The organism is Hyalangium ruber, from assembly GCF_034259325.1.
Taxonomy (GTDB): Bacteria; Myxococcota; Myxococcia; order Myxococcales; family Myxococcaceae; genus Hyalangium_A; species Hyalangium_A rubrum.
In genome coordinates, this window is the sequence record NZ_JAXIVS010000013.1 from 162,929 (window position 1) to 177,217 (window position 14,289).

General features: G+C 68.8%; 14 protein-coding genes. 6 read left to right on the forward strand and 8 right to left on the reverse strand.

Annotated features, from left to right (window positions below; translation table 11 throughout):
- Position 1 precedes the first annotated feature (1 nt).
- Together SYV04_RS31950 and SYV04_RS31955 are read right to left on the reverse strand one after the other, a co-directional pair.
- Positions 2-1,069 carry a 3-deoxy-7-phosphoheptulonate synthase gene (locus SYV04_RS31950; protein ID WP_321549902.1) on the reverse strand — a complete coding sequence of 356 codons (1,068 nt, stop codon included), beginning with the start codon at positions 1,067-1,069 and terminating at the stop codon, positions 2-4.
- Between the two features lie 76 nt (positions 1,070-1,145).
- Positions 1,146-1,316: a hypothetical protein gene (locus SYV04_RS31955; protein WP_321549754.1), complete on the reverse strand. Its 171-nt coding sequence runs from the start codon at positions 1,314-1,316 to the stop codon at positions 1,146-1,148.
- Between the two features lie 126 nt (positions 1,317-1,442).
- Here SYV04_RS31955 and SYV04_RS31960 point away from each other — a divergent pair, with 126 nt between their 5' ends.
- Positions 1,443-2,498 carry a serine hydrolase domain-containing protein gene (locus SYV04_RS31960; RefSeq protein ID WP_321549755.1) on the forward strand — a complete coding sequence of 352 codons (1,056 nt, stop codon included), beginning with the start codon at positions 1,443-1,445 and terminating at the stop codon, positions 2,496-2,498.
- 9 nt (positions 2,499-2,507) lie between these two features.
- Here SYV04_RS31960 and SYV04_RS31965 read toward each other — a convergent pair whose 3' ends face one another.
- Positions 2,508-3,128, reverse strand: coding sequence for a PilZ domain-containing protein (locus SYV04_RS31965; RefSeq protein ID WP_321549756.1), 621 nt, complete (start codon positions 3,126-3,128; stop codon positions 2,508-2,510).
- Between the two features lie 36 nt (positions 3,129-3,164).
- The gene (locus tag SYV04_RS31970; protein WP_321549757.1) at positions 3,165-5,471 is read right to left on the reverse strand and encodes a VIT and vWA domain-containing protein; all 2,307 of its coding nucleotides are present in this window, start codon (positions 5,469-5,471) and stop codon (positions 3,165-3,167) included.
- Between the two features lie 86 nt (positions 5,472-5,557).
- Between SYV04_RS31970 and SYV04_RS31975 the strand changes: the two genes are divergently transcribed.
- Both SYV04_RS31975 and SYV04_RS31980 read left to right on the forward strand, forming a co-directional pair.
- The gene (locus SYV04_RS31975; protein ID WP_321549758.1) at positions 5,558-6,349 is read left to right on the forward strand and encodes a hypothetical protein; all 792 of its coding nucleotides are present in this window, start codon (positions 5,558-5,560) and stop codon (positions 6,347-6,349) included.
- Between the two features lie 11 nt (positions 6,350-6,360).
- Positions 6,361-7,311: an NYN domain-containing protein gene (locus tag SYV04_RS31980; RefSeq protein WP_321549759.1), complete on the forward strand. Its 951-nt coding sequence runs from the start codon at positions 6,361-6,363 to the stop codon at positions 7,309-7,311.
- Positions 7,312-7,335: 24 nt separating this feature from the next.
- On the opposite strand, the gene SYV04_RS31985 is transcribed toward SYV04_RS31980, so the two are convergent.
- The 3 genes from SYV04_RS31985 to SYV04_RS31995 all read right to left on the reverse strand — a co-directional run bounded on the left by SYV04_RS31985 (position 7,336) and on the right by SYV04_RS31995 (position 10,979).
- Positions 7,336-8,763, reverse strand: coding sequence for an NAD(P)(+) transhydrogenase (Re/Si-specific) subunit beta (locus tag SYV04_RS31985; RefSeq protein ID WP_321549760.1), 1,428 nt, complete (start codon positions 8,761-8,763; stop codon positions 7,336-7,338).
- Positions 8,760-10,382: a Re/Si-specific NAD(P)(+) transhydrogenase subunit alpha gene (locus SYV04_RS31990; RefSeq protein WP_321549761.1), complete on the reverse strand. Its 1,623-nt coding sequence runs from the start codon at positions 10,380-10,382 to the stop codon at positions 8,760-8,762. Before SYV04_RS31990 ends, SYV04_RS31985 begins: the two co-directional genes overlap by 4 nt.
- A gap of 75 nt (positions 10,383-10,457) precedes the next feature.
- On the reverse strand, positions 10,458-10,979 hold the full coding sequence (locus SYV04_RS31995; protein WP_321549762.1) for a polymer-forming cytoskeletal protein: 522 nt from the start codon (positions 10,977-10,979) through the stop codon (positions 10,458-10,460).
- Between the two features lie 98 nt (positions 10,980-11,077).
- On the opposite strand from SYV04_RS31995, the gene SYV04_RS32000 reads away from it, so the two are divergent.
- Positions 11,078-11,662 carry a GNAT family N-acetyltransferase gene (locus tag SYV04_RS32000; RefSeq protein WP_321549763.1) on the forward strand — a complete coding sequence of 195 codons (585 nt, stop codon included), beginning with the start codon at positions 11,078-11,080 and terminating at the stop codon, positions 11,660-11,662.
- Here SYV04_RS32000 and SYV04_RS32005 read toward each other — a convergent pair.
- Positions 11,649-12,065, reverse strand: a complete 417-nt coding sequence (locus SYV04_RS32005) for a hypothetical protein (RefSeq protein WP_321549764.1) — start codon at positions 12,063-12,065, stop codon at positions 11,649-11,651. The genes SYV04_RS32000 and SYV04_RS32005 overlap by 14 nt on opposite strands.
- Before the next feature lie 145 nt (positions 12,066-12,210).
- Here SYV04_RS32005 and SYV04_RS32010 point away from each other — a divergent pair, with 145 nt between their 5' ends.
- Both SYV04_RS32010 and SYV04_RS32015 read left to right on the forward strand, forming a co-directional pair.
- Complete coding sequence (locus SYV04_RS32010; RefSeq protein ID WP_321549765.1) at positions 12,211-13,029, forward strand: helix-turn-helix domain-containing protein; 819 nt, start codon at positions 12,211-12,213, stop codon at positions 13,027-13,029.
- A 116-nt stretch (positions 13,030-13,145) separates the two neighbouring features.
- Entirely contained in the window at positions 13,146-14,288 is a 1,143-nt protein-coding gene (locus SYV04_RS32015) for a dienelactone hydrolase family protein (RefSeq protein ID WP_321549766.1), read from the forward strand.
- Position 14,289: the final 1 nt, after the last annotated feature.

A 14,289-nucleotide genomic window follows, 5' to 3' on the forward strand; every position in this document is an offset into this window, starting at 1 on the left:
CTCAGCTCTTCACGCGCGCCGCCTCGCGCAGCATCTGGTGGGCGCGCCGCAGCATGTCCACGGTGGTGTCCCAGCCCACGCAGGCGTCCGTCACCGAGCAGCCGTAGCGCAGCTGCGACAGGTCGGCGGGGATCGGCTGGTTGCCCGCCTCGAGGAAGCTCTCGACCATCAGGCCCACCACCGAGCGGTTGCCCTCGCGGAGCTGGTGCATCACGTCCCGCATCACCAGCGGCTGCAGCTCCGGCTTCTTCCAGGAGTTGGAGTGCGAGCAGTCGACCACGATGTTGCCTGGCAGCTTCGCCTTGGCGAGCGCCTGCTCGGCGAGCGCGATCGACACCGTGTCGTAGTTGGGCCGCCCGCCTCCCCCTCGAAGCACCAGGTGGCCGTAGGCGTTGCCGCCCGTGCGGATGATCGAGGACACGCCGTTCTCGTTGAGCCCCAGGAAGCTGTGCTTGCGGGACGCGGAGAGGATGCCGTTGACCGCCGCCTCCAGCGAGCCGTCGGTGCTGTTCTTGAATCCCACCGGCGTCGAGAGCCCCGAGGCCATCTCGCGGTGCGTCTGGGACTCCGCCGTGCGCGCGCCGATCGCGGTCCAGGAGATCAGATCGCCGTAGTACTGCGGCGCGATGGGGTCGAGCGCCTCGGTGGCCGCCGGCAGGCCAAGCTCGGCCACGTCCAGCAGGAAGCGGCGGCCGCGCTCCATGCCCTCCTCGATGTGGAAGGAGTCGTCCATCCGCGGGTCGTTGATGAAGCCCTTCCAGCCCGTGGAGGTGCGCGGCTTCTCGAAATACACCCGCATCACCACGTGGATCGTCTCCTTCACCTCGTCGGCGAGGGCGCGCAGCCGGCGCGCGTAGTCGAGGCCCGCCACGGGATCGTGGATGGAGCATGGGCCGACGATGACGAAGAGGCGCGGATCCTTGCGGTCCAGGATGTCCATCAGCGCGCGGCGGCCGGAGAGGACCGCCTGGGACGCGCGTTCGGTGAGCGGTACGCGCGCCTTGATCTCGGCGGGCGAGGGCATGTGGTCGAAGCCAACGACATTCAGGTTTTCGGTGCGAGCGGTCATGGTGCGAATGCCGAGAGCGACAGGGAACATGCCTTGAAAGAGCCTCATCCTATTAAAAGTGAGGCGCCAAGGCTGCTCAGAAGCGGTGCGCCCAGTGGAGCGTCGCCACGGCCCCTCCCTCGCTCTCGTAGTACTCCATGACCACGGTGTGCTCGCCCGGGGAGGGCCAGCGGGTGGCGCGGTAGGGGGTGGGGCCCTCGTGCGGACCCCTGTCGGCTGACGCGCGGATGCTGCTACCCGCGGGCATGGGGACTGCTGTATCGATGTGGTTTCCATGCCCGCTCCCGTTCACGCGAAAGTCGCCTTTTTCGCCACCGCCTGCTTGCTGATCGGATGCACCGGCGTCACTTCGAGTACCCGGGGGAGCTCCACCGTGGATCCGCTCTTCGCCGCCTATGACAACCCGGATCATCCGGGTGCCAGTGTCGTCGTGATTCACGAGGGCAGGGTGGTGCTCAGTCGCGCCTATGGACTGGCGGACCTCTCGGCACGCACCCCCGCCACGCCGGAGACTCAGTATCGGCTCGCCTCGCTCACCAAGCAGTTCACGGCCACCGCCATCATGCTCCTGATCCAGCAGGGTCGGCTCCAGTACGACGATCGCGTGGTCGATGTGCTCCCGGGCTTCCCGGCGTATCTGGGCGAGGTCCGCATCCGGCACCTGCTCCAGCACACCTCCGGCATCTGGGACTACGAGGCCTTCGTCCCGGCCACCCAGCCCGAGCAGGTGAAGGATCGCGACGTCCTGGCGCTGCTCACGCGCGCGGACCGCACGTATTTCCCTCCAGGGACTTCGGTGCGCTACAGCAACTCCGGGTACGCGGTGCTGGCGCTCATCGTGGAGCAGGTGGGCGGGATGCCCTTCTCCCGTTTTCTGAGCGAGCAGGTCTTCACGCCGCTCGGCATGCGCTCGACGGTGGCGCACGAGGAGGGCGTGTCCACGGTGGCGCGGCGCGCCTATGGCTATGTGGCCGATGGGGATGGCTTCCGGCCCCGAGACCAGAGCCCCACCAGCGCCGTGCTGGGAGATGGGGGCATTTACTCCTCCGTGGCGGAGTTGGTCGCGTGGGATGCCGCGCTGGACGCGCACACGCTCGTCTCCGAGGCCACCCAGAAGCTCGCGTGGACGCCAGCGATGCTGCCGGGGGACACGTCCGCGCGTTACGGCTTCGGGTGGTTCATCGATGAGGACGAGGGGAGGGTGCGCCTCTCGCACCACGGTGAGACCAGTGGCTTCACCAACGCGATTGTGAAGTACCCGGCGCAGCGGCTCACGGTCATCGTCCTGACGAACCGCGCCGGTGGAGAGCCGTGGCGGATCGCGCAGCAGCTCGCGGATCTGTGGCTGGCTCCCCCGGCTGGACAAGGGCAACACGCGCCCGTCGCGACACGCCCCTGGCCCTTCGAGTCCATGCCCAACGCGCGGTGAGCGGGGCGGCTACCGGACCTCGGGAACCGGCGACGCCTGGAGGTAGGGCTTGAGCCGCTCCTCCAACGACTGCTTGTCGGTGAACACGACAGAGGCCCCCGCGCGGCCGGAGCCCTGGGGCAGGGTGATGTAGACCACCGTGGCCTCGTGCTCCAGCGTCTCGCCCGCGAAGTCCAGGCAGAGGCTGATCTGCACCTTGTCCTGGATGCGCAGCACCTTGTCCGTCGCCACGAACGTGCCCCCCGTTCGCAGCTCCCGCTCATAGGTATCTCGAAGTTGCTGGGCCGAGGCGAAGTGCAGCTCGAAGGAGGGCTTGCCCGTGTCCACCATGTCGGCGATCACCTCGCCCGGGTACAGGAAGCGCACCCCGAAGCCGCCGTCCTCCACCTGCCTCAGCTCGGGCGGCACCATCCGGTGCCGCTGAACGATGCCCTCGAACAGCGCGAAGTTGCCGTCATCCCCCTGCACCTGGAGGTGGAGGCGCGTGTCGAGCGGAACCAGGTGGTTCGAGACGATGAAGGCGCCGCCCTTGGAGATGTCACCGGTGAAGCCGGACTGCGACAGGTCCTCCGTGCCAAACCGGACCGTGTACCGCTTCTTGAATCTTCGGTGCCTCCGCTTCTCCGACATCGGGCGCCTCCCAGCTGGACCCCCCTATAGCGTAGGTTACCTCAGGAAGGCCTGCAGCTTGTCGGCGCCCTCCTCCCCGTCCGGGCCGATGATGACGCTCTTGTCCTTGGCCACCCGCACCACCACCCGCTCTCCCAGGGCCAGCGCTGCCTTCAGCTCGGGCCGCTCCCGGAGTAGTGCAAAGTAGGCCTTGGAGAGGAATTTCACCTTGAACTGCTTGCCTGGGCTGGTAAGGGCCTCGGAGTCGATCCAGCCGCCGTCCCGGAAGATGAACGTCCGGCCCGAGGCCACCCGCACCGGCTCGCTCGCCGACGGCCCGCGCTCCTGCTCCTTCATCTTCTTCATGGCGCGCGAGACGGCCACGCCGCTCTTGCCCTCGGCCTTCGACAAGGACTCGGCTGGGGCCGGGGCCGCCGCGGGAGCGCTCGCACTCCCGCCTCCCCGGGTCATTCCGCTGAGGACGCCGTTGAAGTCCTCGTCCGCCGCCGACTCCTGCATCGGCGCACCCTTCGGCTCGGGGCGGGGCGTTCCCGGCCGGTCATCCCACGGCCGCATGACCGGCGGCGGCGGCGGGGCGTTGGTCACCACCGGCGTGTCCTCGATGACCAGGTAGCTGGTGTACGGGGTGACGATGCCGAACTTCTTGCCCAGGGTGATGACCTCGTCGCGCAGCTCGGGCTTCTCGCCGCGCAGGCGGATCTCCTCCAGCAGGAAGCCCACCTTGCGGATGGCCCACAGCCGGGGGATGAAGTCGTCGCTCGTGTCCACCTTGGGCGCGGTGGTGCCGTAGTCGAAGGTGCGCTTCTCGCCGTTCACGTAGCCGGTGAGCACCACCTTGGCGTCGCCGGACTTGCGGTAGCGGCCCATCACCACCAGCTGCGTGCCCTTGAACAGGTCCGGCAGCTTGCGCGGGTACAAGTCATACGCGTCGATGGAGGCCATCTCCAGCGCCAGGTCCGAGAGCACCGGGTGGCTCACCTTGTCGTAGAAGCTGGAGATCTTCGTCTCGAACTCCTTGCCGTCGCGCACGAAGTCCGAGGTGCCGGTGCCCTCGGCCGAGAGGCGATCCAGCAGCCGCGCGTTCAGGTCCTCGCCGACGCCGAAGGTGAACAGGCGCGTCTTCACCTTGCGCGCCTCGCGGGCGTGCTGGGCGATGGTGTTCTCGTCCGTGTCGCCAATCGTCGGCAGGCCATCGGTGATGAACAGCAGCAGGTGCGGGGTGGGGGACTTGCCGTCGTTGTCCTGGAGCCCGCGCACCAGCGCCTCGTCGATGGCCGTGCCGCCGATGGCCTCCAGCTGGTTCACGAAGGAGACGGCCTTCTCGATGTTCTCCTTGTTCGCCGTACGCAGCGCCGGGAAGAGCGGCTCCACGTCCGTGGAGAAGCGCACCACGTTGAAGGTGTCCTGGGGGTTGAGGCGCGTGACGCAGTACTTGAGCGCGTCCTTGGCGATCTGCATGCGGTTGCCCTGCATGGAGCCGGAGGTGTCGATGACGAAGGTGACGCGCTTGGCGGCCACCTCGCTGGGGTTCACCTCCGTCTTCGGGGCGATGAGGGCCACGAAGTAGCCGGGCTCATCCGCCTGCTTGTACGTGAGCAGCGACAGGCCCACCGCCTTGTCCGAGACGGAGAAGTACAGGTCCAGATCCTTGGTCAGGTCCGCGCCGCCCACCTGCTCCAGGCCCACCAGGGCGGTGTTCTCGTCGCGGCGCGACACGTCCATCTGGTGCGTGGGCGAGTAGATGCTGCGCAGCGGCACCTTGGAGCGCACCCGGGCGCTGAAGGTGAAGTCGTTCTTCGCCGTGCCCCCCACCAGCTTCCAGTCCTCGGGCTGCGCCTTGGCCGTGGCCCCGAGCGGGTAGTGGTAGTGGTACAGGCCGCTGGAGAAGTTGAGCACCTGGCTGAAGGCCAGCTCGATCTTCTGCTCGCCCCGCGCGGGCACCGGGAAGACGCGCACCCGGAACACATCCGAGTCCACGTACTCGAGCAGGCCCGGGTCCGCCAGGCGCCGGACGATGCCCTCGTAGATGGTGGTGGCCTTCTCCTTCTCCAGCACCTCGCCCTTGGTCTTCTGCCCGTTGACCCACAGGTAGAACTCAGAGAGCGCCGCGCCCTTGGGCAGCGGGAAGATGTAGTGCGCCTCCAGCTGGGAGGGCCCGTCGTTCTGGAACACCTGCTCGACGCGGGTGACGGCCGTGCCGTCGTGGATCTCCACGCTCACGCGCTGGCTCTTGATGGCCAGGGGCCGCGCGTTGGGCGAGGTGGGCAGAAGCAAACCCTGGGCCGAGGCGAGCACCGGCAGCAGGAAGGCGGCGAGCAACAGCAGACGTTGAGGGGCGTACACGGCGGGGTCTCTCCTCCGGAATCCGAGGCCTTCCCGGCCATCAACGCACCAGTCGCGAAAAGAATCTATCGGGCTATGGTGGGCCGATGATCCCGCCGGTGAGTGCCCGCATCCTCGCGCAACTCCTGCTCTTTCTCCTGGCTTCCCAGGCGCTCGCGCAGTCCGCTCCGTCCGCCCAGTCCCATGTCGTGGACCCCCAGACCGGGCTCTCGCTGGGCTTCCAGGTGAAGGCGGGCATCACCTGCGTCGTGGTGCCCGAGAACCTGTACGATCCCGAGGCCTGTGAGGGGATTCCCTCCCGGGGCTCCTCCACGGCTCCGAGTGTGGAGAAGAGCCTCCAGGCCCTGGCGGTGCTGCGGCAGGGCGAGGCGATGGTCATGCTGACCGCGTCGAGCATCTCCCGGCCGGGAATCGGCCAGATGCGCGAGCAGCAGCTTCGCGGCTTCATCGAGGCGACGATGGCGCGGCTGGCCGAGGACTTCGGCACCGCTCCTCGGCTCGCCGGGGGCGAGGACGCGCCGTACACGCTCCAGCGCATCGGAGAGATTCCCGTGGCCCGGTGGGAATATTCCACGGAGCTCAAGGCTGGGGATCCCCAGGAGAACGTGGCCAGCGGCGTGGCCTACCTGGTGCCCTCGCGGGACTCGCTCACCATCATCTCCTTCAATACCCACAAGCAGTACCTGGCCGTCGCGCGCGACTTCGGGGAGCAGGTGATGTCCACGCTGAAGCTGCCGCTCACGGTCGACGCGGCGGGCTTCGGGGCCAGTTCGGTGCTCGACGCGAGCCCCGTGGCCATCACCGCCCTGGTAGCGAGCAGCCTGATCTTCGTGCTGCTGGGCGGAGTATGGCTGTGGTGGCGGCGAGGAAGAGGTTAGGGTGGTGTTTCATGAACGGACATAAAGATCACCGCATCGCTCTGTTCCTCGACTTCGAGAACCTGGTCACCAACACCGGCATCAGCTCCAAGGGCTTCGATCTGCAGCCCTCGATCGACCGATTGCTGGAGAAGGGCAAGGTGGTGTTCCGCCGCGCCTACTGCGACTGGTCCCGCTTCGGGGATGCCAAGGCGCGCCTGCACGAGCACGGTGTGGAGCTGATCGACGTGCCGCCCTCCACGCGGGCGGGCAAGAACGGCGCGGACATGCGCCTGGTCATCGACGCGCTGGAGCTGTGCTACGCGCGCGAGCACATCGACACCTTCGTCATCGGCTCGGGCGACAGCGACTTCTGCCCGCTGGCCTACAAGCTGCGCGAGAACGGCCGCACCGTGATCGGGCTGGCCGTGAAGGGCTCCACCTCGCCCCTCTTCGTGAAGGCGTGCGACGAGTTCCTCTACCTGCGCTCCCGGGAGTCTCGCGGGGAGAGGCCCGAGAAGGACTCCGTCAGCGCCGAGGAGCCCTCGCAGGGCGGGCGCGGCCACCGCGCCAAGGGGCATGACAAGGACAAGGGCGGTGAGCGCGAGGCCCCCACGGGCAAGCAGAAGAGCCAGCCGAAGGTGCCGGACATCGCCCGCTCGGTGGTGAAGCGCCTGCTGGGCGGAGCGACGGGCCCCCTCAACCCCTCGCTCATCAAGGAGACCATCGTCCGCAAGGAGCCGGACTTCGACGAGCGAGACCACGGCTTCCCCACCTTCGCGCGACTGCTCGCGGCGATGGAGCAGGAGGGGCTGCTCAAGCGCCAGCAGCAGGGCCGCCAGTGGTACGTGGTCTCTCCCGAGACGGAGACGGCCCCGGGGAAGAAGGGCGGCGGGCAGAACAAGCGCCACGCCGAGCCCGTGGAGGAGGAGGCCGACGAGGATCTGGAGGAGTACCCGGATCCCGAGGACGCGGAGGGCTGAGACGCCCCCCGCGCCGGCGGTTCGCTACTTGCGGACCGCCGTCAGCAGCGCCTCGATGGACTTGCGCGCATCGCCGAAGAGCATGCGCGTGTTGTCCAGGAGGAACAGCGGGTTGTCCACGCCCGCGTAGCCGGCGGCCATGCCGCGCTTGAGCACCACCACGAGCTTGCTCTTCCACACCTCCAGCACCGGCATCCCGTAGATGGGGCTGGAGGCATCATCCAGCGCGCCTGGGTTGACGATGTCGTTGGCGCCGATGACGAGCACCGCGTCGGTGCTCGTGAAGTCGTGGTTGATGTGCTCCATCTCCAGCACGACGTCGTAGGGGACGCCCGCCTCGGCCAGCAGCACGTTCATGTGCCCCGGGAGCCGGCCGGCCACCGGGTGGATGGCGAAGCGCACGGTGACGCCCTGCTCGCGCAGCGCGCGGGTGAGTTCCTGCACGGCGTTCTGCGCGCGCGCCACCGCCATGCCGTAGCCCGGCACGATGATGACGCTCTTGGCCGTGCGCAGCCGGGCCGCCGTCTCGTCGACGGACAGCTCACGCACCTCGCCGGAGCGGGGACCCTCGGAGGGCTTCACGTCGCCGGTGCCGAAGCCGCCGAACACCACGTTGAGGATGGAGCGGTTCATCGCCCGGCACATGATGATGGAGAGGATGGCGCCGCTGGCGCCCACCAGGGCTCCGGTGACGATGAGCAGGTCGTTGGCGAGCACGAAGCCCGCCGCCGCCGCCGCCCACCCCGAGTAGCTGTTGAGCAGCGACACCACCACGGGCATGTCCGCGCCGCCGATGGCCATCACCAGGTGGATGCCTAGCGCGCCCGCCAGCACCGTCATGAGCAGCAGCCAGATGAGGCCCTGGCCGGGGCCCGAAGCGTTCACGAAGGGCACCGCCAGCCCGATGATGCCCGCCGCGATGCCGGCGTTGAGCAGGTGCCGGCCCGGCAACAGCAGCGGCTTGCCGGAGAGGGTGCCGCGCAGCTTGGCCCAGGCGATGATGGAGCCCGTGAAGGTGAGCGCGCCCACGGCCACGCCCACCCAGATCTCCACCATGGCGACGACGTGGGCCGCGCCCCCGCCGGCCACCGCCGCGTGCTCCGAGCGGGGGGCCAGATAGGAGGAGATGCCCACCAGCACGGCGGCCAGGCCGACGAAGCTGTGGAGGATGGCGACCAGCTCCGGCATGCCGGTCATCTCGACGCGGCGCGCGAGCACGACGCCCACGGCCCCGCCGACGACCACCGAGCCGATGAGCAGGGCCATGCCGGGGCCCACGGCGCCGGCGCCCGTCATGAACCAGGTAACGCCGGCCACGGCCACGGCGAGCGCCATGCCGAGCATGCCGTAGAGGTTGCCGCGCGCCGCGGTCTCCTGCTTGGACAGGCCGCCGAGGCTGCGGATGAAGAGGACGCCCGACATCAGATAGGCGACGGTGGTGACGCCGTTCATGCGCCACCTCCGGGGTTGCGGCGGAACATCTTGAGCATGCGTTGAGTCACGAAGAAGCCGCCGCAGATGTTGATGGCGGCCACGAGCACGGCGAGCGCGCCCAGGATGGAGGCGAGATCAATCTCGCCGCCTCCGATCTGGAGCATGCCGCCGATGATGATGATGCCGCTGATGGCGTTGGTGACGCTCATCAGGGGCGTGTGCAGCGCGGGGGTGACGCTCCAGACGACCTGCCAGCCGACGAAGCACGCCAGGATGAAGACGGTGAAGTGCTTGAGGAAATCGGCGGGGGCGAAGCGGCCCAGGACGAAGAGCAGGGCGATGACTCCCAGGCCGCCAACCGTGGTGCCCCAGGCGCGGTTGGTGGGGGCCATGATGGCGTGCTGCTGGGGCTTGGCGTCCACGGGCGGCGGCTTGGGGGCCGGCTTCGGCGCGGGAGCGGGGGAGGGCTCCTTGCGCGGCGGCGGCGGCAGCAGCTCGCCTCCGTAGGTGAGCAGCGCCGGGCGCACCACGTCGCTCTCCAGGTCCACGCGGAACTTCTCACCGGCTCCCATCTCGGTGATGAGGTGGACGATGTTGTTGGCGAAGAAGCGGCTGGCGGTGCCGGCCATGCGGCTGGCCAGATCCGTGAAGCCGATGATCTTCACCCCGTTGAAGTCGACGATCTCCCCGGGCTTGCACAGCTCGCAGTTGCCGCCCTGCTCGGCGGCCATGTCCACCACGATGGAGCCGGGCTTGAGCTTCTCCACCACGTCCCGGGGCAGCAGGATCGGCGCGCGGGTGCCGGGCACCAGGGCGGTGGTGATGATGACGTCCACCTCGGCGGCCTGCTTGCGGAACAGGGCCATCTCCGCCTCGATGAACTCCTTGCTCATCGTCTTGGCGTAGCCGCCTCCGCCCTCGCCGCTCTCCTGGATGTCGACCTGGAGGAAGGTGGCGCCCAGGCTCTCGATCTGCTCGCGCGCGGCGGCGCGGACGTCGAAGGCGCGGACCTCGGCGCCCAGGGCCTTGGCGGCGGCGATGGCGGCCAGGCCCGCGACTCCCGCGCCGATGATGAGCACGCGGGCCGGAGGCGTGGCGCCGGCGGCGGTGATCTGCGGACCGAAGAAGCCCTGGTAGTGCTGGGCCGCTTCGATGACGGCCCGGTACCCGGCGAGGTTCGCCATGGAGCTGAGCACGTCCATCTTCTGGGCGCGGCTGATGCGCGGGATGCGCTCCAGGGCAACGGCGGAGAGCTTGAGCGACTGGAGGACGGGAGGCAGCTCCGGGTTGCGCTCTGGCTGGAGCAGCGAGATGAGCGTGGTGCCGGGGCGGGCCCGCTGAGCCTCATCCGGGGTAGGGGGCCGCACCTTCACGATGACATCGGCCGCCTGCCACAAGGCCTCGGGCGAGTCCGCCAGGGTGGCGCCCGCCTCGACGTAGGCGGCATCGGTGAGGCCCGAGTCGGTGCCCGCGCCCTTCTCGATCTGCACCTCGAAGCCGAGGTCGCGCAGCTTGCGGGTGGACTCGGGCGTGGCGGCCACGCGCCGCTCGCCCGGGAGGATCTCACGTGGAACGCCGATACGAATCGCCGGCCTCCTTGATAAAGGTGCGCGGACGATAGCCGTAAACGGCGCCATCCCCTACCAGAGAACAACCCAACGGGTTCCGGGGGGCCCGGTTGCCCTGGAAGGGGGCGTCCCGGCGAGCGGAGGCTACTCCTTCTCGTCATCTCCGAAGGAGAGGCGGCAGTCGGAGTTCTCGAGGGCTTTGTCCACGAAGCTCCTCGCGAGATCCTTGCCGTTGAGGTTGATGCTGAGGCTGGACTGCTTGCCCCCCACGCTGGCGTCCTCGTCCATGCGGAGCGAGCCCCCCAGCGCCACCACGTCTCCGTCCACCCGGGCCTTGCCCTTGAGGACCAAGTCTCCGCCCAGGGCGATCACATCTCCCTTCACCTCGGCGCCCTCCTCGATGGTGACCTTGCCCTGGATGACGACGACGTCCTCCACCACGGCGCCCTTGCGGATGGTGATGTTGCCGTCGATGGCGACCGCGTCCTTGATTTTCTCACCGGCCTTCACGATCAGATCCGAGCCTTGAACGGCGCGGCTCCCGTTCTTGGAGTGGATGGCGCAGCGCACCTTGGGCTCCGGCTCCTTCTTGTCGGTGTCATCGGCCAGGGCAGGCAGGGCCAGGAGGCTGACGAGGGCCAGGGTCGGGGCGAACATCGAGCGCATTGAGAGGGCTCCAAGGAAGAGGGTGCCTCTTCCCTACGCGGAGCGGCGCCTTCCATTGCAGGGGCCTGTCACGTCGCCTGCCGCTAGACTCGTGGGGGATGCTCGCCCTGCCCCCACCTGTCGAGGTCACCCTTCGGGATGGCCGCAACTGCCTCATCCGCCCTGCCGCGCCCGAGGACTTCGTCGGGCTGTTCGAGCTCGAGCGGGCCATCGTCCGCGCCCGGCACGGCGTCGTGAAGCACGAGGACGAGCTGCCCGGGGATGTGGCCTCCTACGCGGATGTTCAGGTGCGCGCGGGGCTCGCGGCGACGGATGGCTCGGCGTGCCAGCTCGTGGCGGAGCTGGAGGGCAGGGTGGTGGGCGAGGCGTCGATCCTTCGGCTCCGGTTCCGCATGGTGAACCACGTGGGCGTGCTGGGCATCGGCGTACTCCCGGGAGCCCAGGGCCTCGGCATCGGCCGGGCGATGATCGAACACCTTCTGGCCTGGGCACGCTCGCACCGGGACGCGGACGGAGGCGGCGTGCGGAAGGTGGAGCTGGGGGTGAGAGCCGACAACCTGAAGGCCGTCGAGCTCTACCGCGCGCTGGGCTTCGTGGTGGAGGGAACGCGCCGAGGCCTGGTCCGCGCGGACGACGGCACGTTCGTGGACAGCCTGTCGATGGCGCTCTTCATCCCGCGCTAGGGACGAGAGCAGGGGCCGAGCGCCGCAGCCCGACGTACTGCAGCCCGGCGAAGGCGGCCACCGCGAGCGCCTGGAACGAGGTGAAGAGGTAGCCCAGGGTCGTGGGCTCGGCCCAGCCGCTCACCATCAGCAGCACGCTGTCGATGACCCACAGCAGGTTGAGGACGACGATCGCCCAGACGACGCGGCGCGAGATGTTGCCCCGCGCGGCGAGGTACACCAGGAAGGCAGCGAAGGGCAGCAGGCTGAGGCCGGCGATGCGCAGCAGGTCCACGTTCAGCCCGAGCAGCCCGCCCAGGGGGCTGGCGGCGAGCAGCATCAGGAGCCCAGTGCTGCCACTGATGACTCCGTCGGCCAGCAGGACACGGCGCAGCAGGTTCCACGAAGCGGTCAGGGTGCTCATAACGGGTGTTCTCCAATGAGAGAGGTGAGCGCGACGGCGCTTCCGGCGTCCGTTGCGTGAGACACAAGATGCGCGCCGGCCCGTCTGGAGTCGATTACGTCCGAGGTAATTGGTGGGATGACCTCGCGCCTCTATCTTCCGAGGCATGACGACTCAGAGCCGCCCCGTGGGAGAGCTGCTGCGCATGTGGCGCCAGCGCCGCAGCATCAGCCAGCTCGATCTGGCGTGTCGCGCGGAGGTGTCCGCCCGGCACGTGAGCTTCCTGGAGACGGGCCGCTCCCAGCCGAGCCGGGAGATGGTGCTGCTGCTCGCCGAGGAGCTCGACATTCCCCTGCGTGACCGCAACACGCTGCTGGTGGCCGCCGGGTTTGCGCCGGTCTACGCGGAGCGGAGCCTGGATGATCCGGCGCTCCAGGCCTCACGGCAGGCGGTAGACCTGGTGCTCGCCGGGCATGAGCCCTATCCGGCGCTGGCCGTGGATCGGCACTGGACGCTGCTCGCCGCCAATCGCGCGGTGGGGGCGCTCCTCGTGGGGATCGCGCCGGAGATGCTCCAGCCTCCGCTCAATGTCTTGCGGCTCAGCCTGCACCCCTCGGGGCTGGCGCCTCGCATCGTCAACCTGGAGCAGTGGCGGCACCACGTGCTCACACGGTTGCACCGGCAGGTGGAACTCACCGCCGATGCGACGCTCGCCGCGCTCTATGACGAACTCCGCGGATATGGCGCGCATGGCGACACCTCCCAGAAGTTCGCCCGGGAGCCGGACTACGCGGGGGTGGTCCTGCCGATGCGTCTCCAGACGCCGCACGGGGTGCTGTCGCTCATCAGCACCATCACGGTCTTCGGCACGCCGACCGACATCACCCTCTCGGAGCTGGCGATCGAGTCCTTCTTCCCCGCGGATGCCAAGACGGCCGAGATCCTGAGGAGCCTCTCTGTCGACGCGCCGCGTCAGGCCAACTGAAGTCCCTGTCACAAATGCGCGGTGGCTTCTCTGACGATCGCCGGGAAGATCTTTTGCCGGGTTCGTTCTTCCGGCAGACCGCCCCCATGAAGGGGGGATCTTCCCAGAGGCGCACCATGTTCTTGTCCCGCACCACCCTCTGCTTCTCCCTGCTGTGCTCGATGTCGGCCTGTGGTCCCGAGCTCGCCGCTCCCGACCCGGAGCTCTCGCGGTCCCAGTCCTCCGTGGTCGTCGACCCGTGGCCCACGGGCCAGCGCATCGCCGTGAGCATCCCGAACGGGGCGCTCGGCTACACCCTCGACGGCTACCTGTACCTGCCGACGGGCACGCCCACGGATCCGGAGACACCGGCCGAGGACAAGGTGCCCGCGGTGGTGATGCTCCACGGCTGCGCGGGGCTCTTCAACGCCTCGGGCGAGATCAAGCGCGTCTTCGACAACGCCAGCACGACCGCCTCGCAGCAGGGCTGGGCCCAGCGCGCCATGGACGCCGGCATGGCCGTGCTCCTCGTGGACAGCCTGACCACGCGAGGGCTCTCGGACGGCTCGGACGTAACGGTCACCCGCAACGGCACGCCCACCACCGTCACCATCACCAAGGGCATCTGCAAGGAAGGAAGCGGCTACCCGGGCGATGACGTGCTCCACACGCTCGGCGTCGAGGAGACGACACAGCGTCCCCAGGACGCGCTCGCGGCCCGGCAGTTCCTCGCCACCGTGCCCGGCATCGACACCAACCGCGTGGGCGTGCTCGGCTGGTCCCATGGAGGCAGCACCCTCATGGCCCTGCTGGCTCACTCCAACACCTGGACCAGCGGCTCGCAGACCCTGACGGGCCCGGCGCCGCTCTACAACGGCGCCAAGCCCTTCAAGGTGGGCTACGCCTTCTATCCGGGCTGCGGCCTGGAGACCCGCGACGCAGACAACGGCGCCACGGACCTGAGCGCGGAGCGCAATTACGGCGGGCTCAGCCTCACCGGCACCGTGGCCAACAGCACCTGGATCCCCAACGTGCCGTTCCGCCTCGTCATGGGCACCTCGGACTCGCTGCTCACCAACTGCCGTGACCGCCGCATGGTGAAGGCGAAGCAGCTCGCCCTCTCGGACGCGTCGGTGGCGGACGCCTATCCCTCCAGCGTCCGCCACAGCTTCGACGAGGCCTTCACCACCGGCGGCTCCTTCACCCAGGCCGACGTGGACGCCAAGGTCACCTACGATCAGGAGGCCCTGGACTTCCTCACGACCCACCTCGACCCGTAAG